We start from the raw sequence: 7,140 nt of genomic DNA on the forward strand, positions 1-7,140 counted from the left end.
GGGCCGCAAATATAGGGAGGAATCAATGTCACAGACCGTTCTGAGGCGCGCTTTCTTGCGCTCCGTATCTGCGTTTGGCGCTGCTGCGCTTTTCTTGTCCGCGATGTCGGAGGGCGCGACCGCGCAGGATGACCGCACGTCGGTCCGAATCGGATATGCTGTTTCCCTGTCCGGTGCAAACGCCGGTGGCGCCGGGATCACCACGATCCCGAACTATCGCCTTTGGGTCGAAGACGTGAATGCCGCGGGCGGCCTGCTCCTGCCCGATGGAAGCCGATTGCCCATCGAGGTGATCGAGTATGACGACCGGTCCTCGTCGGAAGAAGCCGTGCGCGCGGTGGAGCGTCTGGCCACCCAGGACGAGGTCGATTTCATCCTTCCGCCCTGGGGTACGGGCTTCAACCTTGCCATCGCCCCGCTGATGGCGCGCGCCGGCTATCCTCAGATCGCCGTGACGGCTGTGACCGACCGCGCGCCGGAATTCGTCGAGCGCTGGCCGTCGAGTTTCTGGCTTTTGGGCGGTGGCGCCGACTATTCGACCGCCCTGGCCGCCGTGATGGCCGAGGCACGCGATGCCGGTGCGATCAACAATCAGGTCGCCATGATCTCGGTCGCTGACGGGTTCGGGATCGATCTGGTGAATGCCGCGCGGCCCGCTCTGGCCGAGGCCGGGTTCGAGCTTGTCTATGACGAGGTCTTCCCCGTCGGAACCTCCGACTTCTCCACCATCCTCAACGAGGCGCGGGCCACAACCGCCGACAGCTTCGTCGCCTTCTCCTATCCTCCGCACACTTTCGCGCTCATGCAGCAGTCGCAGGTCGTCGATTACAGCCCGCCGCTTTTCTATCTGGGTGTCGGCGCGGGGTTCCCGGTATTTCAGAACATGAACGCGGAGAATGTGGAGGGCGTGATGAGCCTTGGCGGCATCGACCCCAACAACCCGCAGAACGCAGCCTATCGCGAACGCCATCAAGAGGTCATCGGCGCGCCTGCAGATTACTGGGCCAGCGTTATCACCTATTCCAGCCTGCAGATGCTGCAGCAGGCCATCGAACGGGTCGGGCTTGACCGGGAGGCCGTGACGCAGGAACTGGCGACTGGCACGTTCGAGACGGCGGCGGGCACGATCACGCTGGAAAACAACCAGCTTCGCGATCTGTGGTGGGTCGGACAATGGCAGGGCGGTACCTTTGTCGGCGTCGCGCCTACCGACCGCGAAGGAGCCAGCGCGCCGCAACTTCCGAAACCGGGCTGGAACTGAGCCTTCGGCAGTATCGGGCCCGCATGGAACTGCAGGCGGGCCCGATCTCGCTTCCTGCGGGGTGAACCAGTCGTCCCGGCTTGCGGTAAGAGACAGCAGATGTTGATCGACACACTTATCACCGGGCTGGTCGCCGGAGGCACCTATGCGCTGGTCGCTATGGGCCTGACGATCCAGTTCGGTATCTCGCGGATCATGAACCTGGCGCATGGCGACACAATCATCGCCGCGTGTTTCGCCAGCTTCATTCTGTTTTCGGTTTTCGGGCTGAGCCCGATACTGGCGCTGATGATCGTCGTACCGGCTGGCTATGTGCTGAGCGATGCCATCTACCGGCTCATCATGCGCCCGCTGGTCGCCCGCGCGCCAAATGCGGGCGCGCTGGAAGTCGATTCCATCCTTGTCACCTTCGGCCTGCTCTTCGTGATCCAGGGTGTTTTGCTGGTGGCCTTCGGCGGTAACTACACCGGCTACACCTTTCTTAACACGCCGGTCGATCTCTTTGGCACGATCGTTGCCGCGAACCGTCTTCTGGCGCTTTTTCTTGCGCTCGTTTTCGGTATCACGCTGATCTTCGTGCTGAGCCGTACGAGATGGGGAATGACGCTGCGCGCCGTTTCCATCGCGCCGGAGAATGCCCCGCTTGTGGGCATCGACATCAATCGTGCGGCGCGCACCGCCTTCGCACTTGGCGGCGCTCTTGCCGCAACCGCGGGCGTTGTCGTCTCGATGTATCAGACGTTCACCGCCACCATCGGCGTCATCTTTACCATGAAAGCGCTTATCGTGGTGATCCTGGGAGGAAAGGGGAGCCTGACCGGCGCGCTGATCGGTGGGCTTCTGCTCGGCCTCGTGGAGACCTTTGTGGCCGCTTACATCGATCCCGGGCTGACCCTTGCAGCGACCTATACGATCTTCCTTTTGCTGCTGATCCTGCGTCCCACCGGCTTTTTCGGACAGGCGGGGTAAGCGCATGAGTACGACCGTTGCCTTCATCCTTGCCGCGGCCGCCCTTGCCGGCCTCGCCGTGGCCCCGCTGTTCCTGAATGCCTATGGTATCGGGCTGCTGGTCGGCATGACGGGCTATGTCGTGCTGGCCTCGGCCTGGGCGATGTTCTCTGGCCCCACCCGCTATGTCTCGCTCGCCACGGTCGCCTTTTTCGGCATCGGCGCCTATACCGTTGCGGTTCTGTCCGAAACCCTGCCTTACCCGCTGGTCCTGCTCTGCGCCTGCGCGATCGGCCTGACCGTCGCACTGATCGTGGGGCTGTCGACGCTGCGCCTTGCGGGTATCTATTTCGTGATCTTCACTTTCGGGCTGGCCGAACTGATCCGCCAGCTTGTCACATGGTACGAAGTCAACGTGACCGGCACGCTCGGCCGCTACATTTTCCTGCCGTTCGAGGGCATCCATATCTACTGGCAGCTTCTAGCGCTTGCCGCGGTCACGCTGCTTCTGTCCTGGTGGATCAGCCGCAGCCGTCTCGGGCTGGCGCTGCGGGCGGTTGGCGACGATGAGGTCGTGGCGGCCCATGCGGGTATCAACGTTTCTCGCGCCAAGCTCATGCTTTTCGCGCTCAGCGCCACGATCATCACACTGGTCGGCGCTATCCAGGCACCGCGCTGGGTCTATGTGGAGCCGGCCATCGTGTTCAATCCGACGATCTCGTTTCTGACGCTGATCATGGCGCTTCTGGGCGGGGCCACCCGGCTTTGGGGGCCCGCACTTGGCGCGGTTCCGCTGTTTTTGCTGTTCGAATGGCTTTCCGCCAACTTCCCGAACTATTTCTCGATCATTCTGGGGATTTTCTTCATTTGCATCGTCTTCTTCCTGCCGCAGGGGGTGCTGGCCAAGATCGAAGGTCTGCGTCGCCCGGCAGGCAAGGTACCGCCCGAAGACAAGGAACGGAGCGGTGCGGCATGAGCTCTCATTTGCAGATCACCCATTTGCGCAAGCGTTTCGGCGGCTTGGTGGCAGTCAAGGATGTGAGCTTCGACGTGGCGGATGGTGAGGTCGTTGGCCTGCTCGGTCCCAACGGGTCGGGCAAGACGACCGTTCTCAACATGATCTCCGGCGCTCTGCTGCCCACGGCCGGTGAGATCACGCTGCGGGGCGTGCGTATCAGTCGCCTGCGCCCCGACCGCATCGCCCGGCACGGCGTCGCACGCACCTTCCAGCTTGTCCGCCCGCTGCCGTCGCTGACCGTGGCCGAAAACGTTCTTGTCTCTCTCGCCTTCGGACGTTTCAAGCATTGGGGGCCGGATGCCCGCGATCTGGCAGAAGAGAAGCTCGCCTTCGTTGGCCTTGGTGGGCGAGGTGGCGAGAACGTCGCCAACCTGACTTATATCGACCAGAAGCGCATGGAACTGGCCCGGGCGCTTGCATCCGAACCGGCGCTTCTGCTGCTTGACGAATGGCTCGCCGGCCTGACCCCATCCGAGCTTCAGATCGGCATCGACCTTGTCCGCCGTCTGCAAGGCGCAGGCATGTCGGTTTTGCTGGTCGAACATATCATGGATGCGGTGCGCGCGCTCTGTGCACGCTGCGTGGTGATGAACGCGGGCGAGATCATCGCCCACGGTCCAACGGAGACGGTGCTGAAGGACCCCGGTGTGGTCGCGGCCTATCTGGGTGATGGTCATGCTTGAGCTTTCAGATGTCACCATCCGCTACGGCCAGCATCTGGCGGTTGATCGGGTCTCGGCCACCGTTGCCCCCGGCGAGACGGTGGTGATTCTTGGCGCCAACGGGGCTGGCAAGACCTCGCTTCTGAAGGCCATCTCGGGGATTATCACCGCCCAGCCCGGATCGGCGATCCGGTTTCAGGACTGTGACGTGACGGGCACTCCGGCCCATGAGATCACCGGCGCCGGCATCGCTCTGGTGCCCGAGGGGCGGGGCCTTTTCGGCGGCATGACGGTGCGCGACAACCTCCGGCTTGGCGCCAACCCCGCCCGCGCGCGCGCGCTGGAGAAGGAACGGCTGGAGCTTGTCCACGATCTCTTTCCGCGCCTTGCCGAGCGGCAGGGACAGATCGTGCGCACCATGTCGGGCGGCGAGCAGCAGATGGTGGCGATTGCCCGCGCGCTGATGTCGAACCCCGATCTGCTGCTTCTTGACGAGCCAAGCCTCGGTCTCGCTCCGATTGTCGTGCAGGAGCTTTTCCGTGCTCTCGCCAGGATCCGCGAGACCGGGGTCGGCCTGCTGATCGTCGAGCAGAATGTGCGGCTGAGCCTGGGCATCGCCGACCGGGGATATCTGATGGAAGCCGGCCGTCTGACGGGCGAGGGGTCTGCCGACGACCTGTTGACCGACGACGCCGTGCAAAACGCTTTTCTAGGAACCGTAAGCTGACCGACAGGGAGATCGACTATGGAAATGCTGGAACTGCTGATCGCCGGAGAGGACGTACAGGCATCGGGCGGGCGCACCTTCACGAGAGATAATCCGCTGACGGGCGAGACGGCCACCGTTGCCGCCGCCGCGTCGGTCGAGGACGCGACGCGCGCGGCCGATGCCGCCGCCGCGGCCTTCCCGGGTTGGTCCGCGACGGGCCCGGGCGAACGACGCGCCCTGATGAACGCGGCCGCCGATGCACTTCAGGCGCGCGCGGAAGACATCGTCGCCGCCATGGCGGACGAGATCGGCGCGACCAAGCCCTGGGCGATGTTCAACATCAAGCTCGCGGGCGACATGCTGCGCGAGGCAGGCGCGCTGACGACCTCGATCAAGGGCGAGATCATCCCCTCGAACCGCCCGGGCAGCATGGCCATGGCAATCCGCCAGCCCGTGGGCGTGGTCTTGGGCATGGCGCCCTGGAACGCTCCCGTGATCCTGGGCGTCCGGGCGATCGCGATGCCGCTGGCCTGCGGCAACACGGTCGTGCTGAAGACCTCGGAAATTTGCCCTCGCACCCATCGGCTGATCGTGGAGGCGATCCAGAGCGCGGGCTTCCCGCCGGGCGTCCTCAACGCCGTCTCGAACGATCCGGCAGACGCGGCCCAGATCGTCGAAGCGCTGATCGGCCATGCCGCCGTGCGCCGCGTAAACTTCACCGGTTCCACCCGCGTCGGTCGGATCATCGCGCAATCGGCAGCCAAACATCTCAAGCCCGCGCTTCTCGAACTCGGCGGCAAGGCACCACTGATCGTGCTGGACGATGCCGATATCGACGCGGCGGTCGCTGCGGCGGCGTTCGGGGCCTACATGAATCAGGGCCAGATCTGCATGTCGACCGAGCGCATCATCGTTCAGGAGGGCATCGCCGATACTTTCGTGGATGCGTTGGCCGCCAAGGTCCGCACCCTGAAGACGGGCGACCCGCGCGAGGCTGCGGCCCCGCTCGGCTGCGTCGTCGACATCACCGCCGCGCAGCGTATCGAAGGGCTGATCGCCGACGCGGTCGACAAGGGCGCAGACCTGATCGCGGGAGGCACGACCGATGGCGTCCTGATCGAGGCGACGCTGCTCGACAATGTCGTGCCGACCATGCGCATCTATACCGAGGAAAGCTTCGGCCCCACCGCCGCCATCGTCCGGGTCGGTTCCATTGATGAAGCGGTGCGGGTTGCCAACGACACCGAGTACGGGCTTTCGGCAAGCGTGTTCGGCCGCGATGTGATGCGGGCCGTGGGCGTGGCGCGACGGATCGAGTCGGGCATCTGTCATATCAACGGACCGACGGTTCACGACGAAGCGCAGATGCCCTTCGGAGGAGTGAAGGCCTCCGGCTACGGTCGGTTCGGCGGTACGGCGGGGATTGAGGAGTTCACGGAACTTCGCTGGATCACGATCCAGGAGGGCATCCCGCATTATCCGATATAGCGCCGGTCCTGCTGTTCCGGGGGCAGTCTGGCGGCCACGGCTTTCTTCCGTGACCGTCAGCATCACGGAAGTTTTCCCGGAAAGCTGGGCAGTCATCTAGGTCATGTCGACAAATGTCGGACCCGAAGTCCGATCGACGTGATGTCGACGAAGCCGAGGACGCTTTCTGCTGTCTTGTCGTGGCGGGTGGCGACACGGCGGGCGTTTCTCAAGTTTCTTGCAGCAGCGTTCGACCAGGTTGCGCAGACGATACAAGGAGCGGTCGACGCCGATGCGCGTCCTGAGTGATTTGCGCATTGGGATGACGGGTAGGAGATGCATTTGTCCATGATTTCGCGAATGCTGTCAGCGTCATAGCCTCGGTCAGCCAACAGGACGCTTGATGTGGGCAGGTTATAAGCCATGACTTGATCGAAGCCGAGATAGTCGGAGGTTTGCCCCGCAGTGATCCTCGTCCCCATAGGCAGCCCTGCAGCGTGACGAGAAGGTGGATCTTGGTCGTGAAGCCACCTCTTGAACGCCCAAAACCCTGTCGCCGTGTCTCCCTTCAGCGCCCGCTGCCTGATGGCGGGCGCGAAACACGGTGTTGTCGATCATCTGCAGGGGGTGCGGGACCGCCCCGCTTTCATTCAGGGCGTCCATGTGTCCTCCCAAAATCCCGGCAGTGTCCAGCGGCGGAATTGCCGGTAGTTGCCTGACCATTTGCCGAACTCATCAGGCAGGTCGCGCCACGGGGATCCGGTTCTGGCTATCCAGAACAAGGCGGTGATTGATGGGCTTACGCCTGTTAGGGGCTCGGACAGACAGGATGAACCGCTCAGAGAACGCCCACTGCTCATCCGATATCAGGTCTCGTGCCAAGCTGCTCTCCACTGCAGATACCAGCTTGAGTCACACCTGACGAAAAGTGTGAATCCCTTTGTCAACACGGCCTAGGGTCAGGACCCATTGATTTTTGGGTGGCGGCATGATTCACGGTTCAAAAAACGAGCGGTGAACATGTCTGATCTTTTCTGGCTAACAGACGCGCAGATGGCGCGTCTTGAGCCCTTCT

The 7,140-nt window shown here is 63.3% G+C and carries 6 protein-coding genes and 1 pseudogene; 6 read left to right on the forward strand and 1 reads right to left on the reverse strand.

Going from position 1 to position 7,140, the window contains the following annotated elements:
* The first annotated feature begins 25 nt into the window (after window positions 1-25).
* The 6 genes from D9R08_RS18340 (at window position 26) to D9R08_RS18365 (ending at window position 6,086) form a co-directional block, all read left to right on the forward strand.
* Window positions 26-1,261 carry an amino acid ABC transporter substrate-binding protein gene (locus D9R08_RS18340; RefSeq protein ID WP_121899581.1) on the forward strand — a complete coding sequence of 412 codons (1,236 nt, stop codon included), beginning with the start codon at window positions 26-28 and terminating at the stop codon, window positions 1,259-1,261.
* A 99-nt stretch (window positions 1,262-1,360) separates the two neighbouring features.
* Entirely contained in the window at window positions 1,361-2,230 is an 870-nt protein-coding gene (locus tag D9R08_RS18345; protein ID WP_121899582.1) for a branched-chain amino acid ABC transporter permease, read from the forward strand.
* A gap of 4 nt (window positions 2,231-2,234) precedes the next feature.
* Window positions 2,235-3,185 carry a branched-chain amino acid ABC transporter permease gene (locus D9R08_RS18350; protein WP_121899583.1) on the forward strand — a complete coding sequence of 317 codons (951 nt, stop codon included), beginning with the start codon at window positions 2,235-2,237 and terminating at the stop codon, window positions 3,183-3,185.
* Entirely contained in the window at window positions 3,182-3,910 is a 729-nt protein-coding gene (locus tag D9R08_RS18355; protein ID WP_121899584.1) for an ABC transporter ATP-binding protein, read from the forward strand. Before D9R08_RS18350 ends, D9R08_RS18355 begins: the two co-directional genes overlap by 4 nt.
* Window positions 3,903-4,616, forward strand: a complete 714-nt coding sequence (locus D9R08_RS18360) for an ABC transporter ATP-binding protein (protein ID WP_121899588.1) — start codon at window positions 3,903-3,905, stop codon at window positions 4,614-4,616. The genes D9R08_RS18355 and D9R08_RS18360 overlap by 8 nt, the downstream gene beginning before the upstream one ends.
* A gap of 18 nt (window positions 4,617-4,634) precedes the next feature.
* Window positions 4,635-6,086 carry an aldehyde dehydrogenase gene (locus D9R08_RS18365; protein WP_121899585.1) on the forward strand — a complete coding sequence of 484 codons (1,452 nt, stop codon included), beginning with the start codon at window positions 4,635-4,637 and terminating at the stop codon, window positions 6,084-6,086.
* 101 nt (window positions 6,087-6,187) lie between these two features.
* Here D9R08_RS18365 and D9R08_RS18370 read toward each other — a convergent pair.
* A pseudogene (locus D9R08_RS18370) lies at window positions 6,188-6,959 on the reverse strand (IS5 family transposase).
* Window positions 6,960-7,140 lie beyond the last annotated feature (181 nt).

The organism is Rhodophyticola porphyridii, from assembly GCF_003688285.1.
Lineage (GTDB): Bacteria > Pseudomonadota > Alphaproteobacteria > Rhodobacterales > Rhodobacteraceae > Rhodophyticola > Rhodophyticola porphyridii.

Bases quoted from the DNA above. Each gene is read 5' to 3' on its own strand.
- D9R08_RS18340 (WP_121899581.1), top strand. From the start codon at position 26: ATGTCACAGACCGTTCTGAGGCGCGCTTTCTTGCGCTCCGTATCTGCG.
- D9R08_RS18345 (WP_121899582.1), top strand. From the start codon at position 1,361: ATGTTGATCGACACACTTATCACCGGGCTGGTCGCCGGAGGCACCTAT.
- D9R08_RS18350 (WP_121899583.1), top strand. From the start codon at position 2,235: ATGAGTACGACCGTTGCCTTCATCCTTGCCGCGGCCGCCCTTGCCGGC.
- D9R08_RS18355 (WP_121899584.1), top strand. From the start codon at position 3,182: ATGAGCTCTCATTTGCAGATCACCCATTTGCGCAAGCGTTTCGGCGGC.
- D9R08_RS18360 (WP_121899588.1), top strand. From the start codon at position 3,903: ATGCTTGAGCTTTCAGATGTCACCATCCGCTACGGCCAGCATCTGGCG.
- D9R08_RS18365 (WP_121899585.1), top strand. From the start codon at position 4,635: ATGGAAATGCTGGAACTGCTGATCGCCGGAGAGGACGTACAGGCATCG.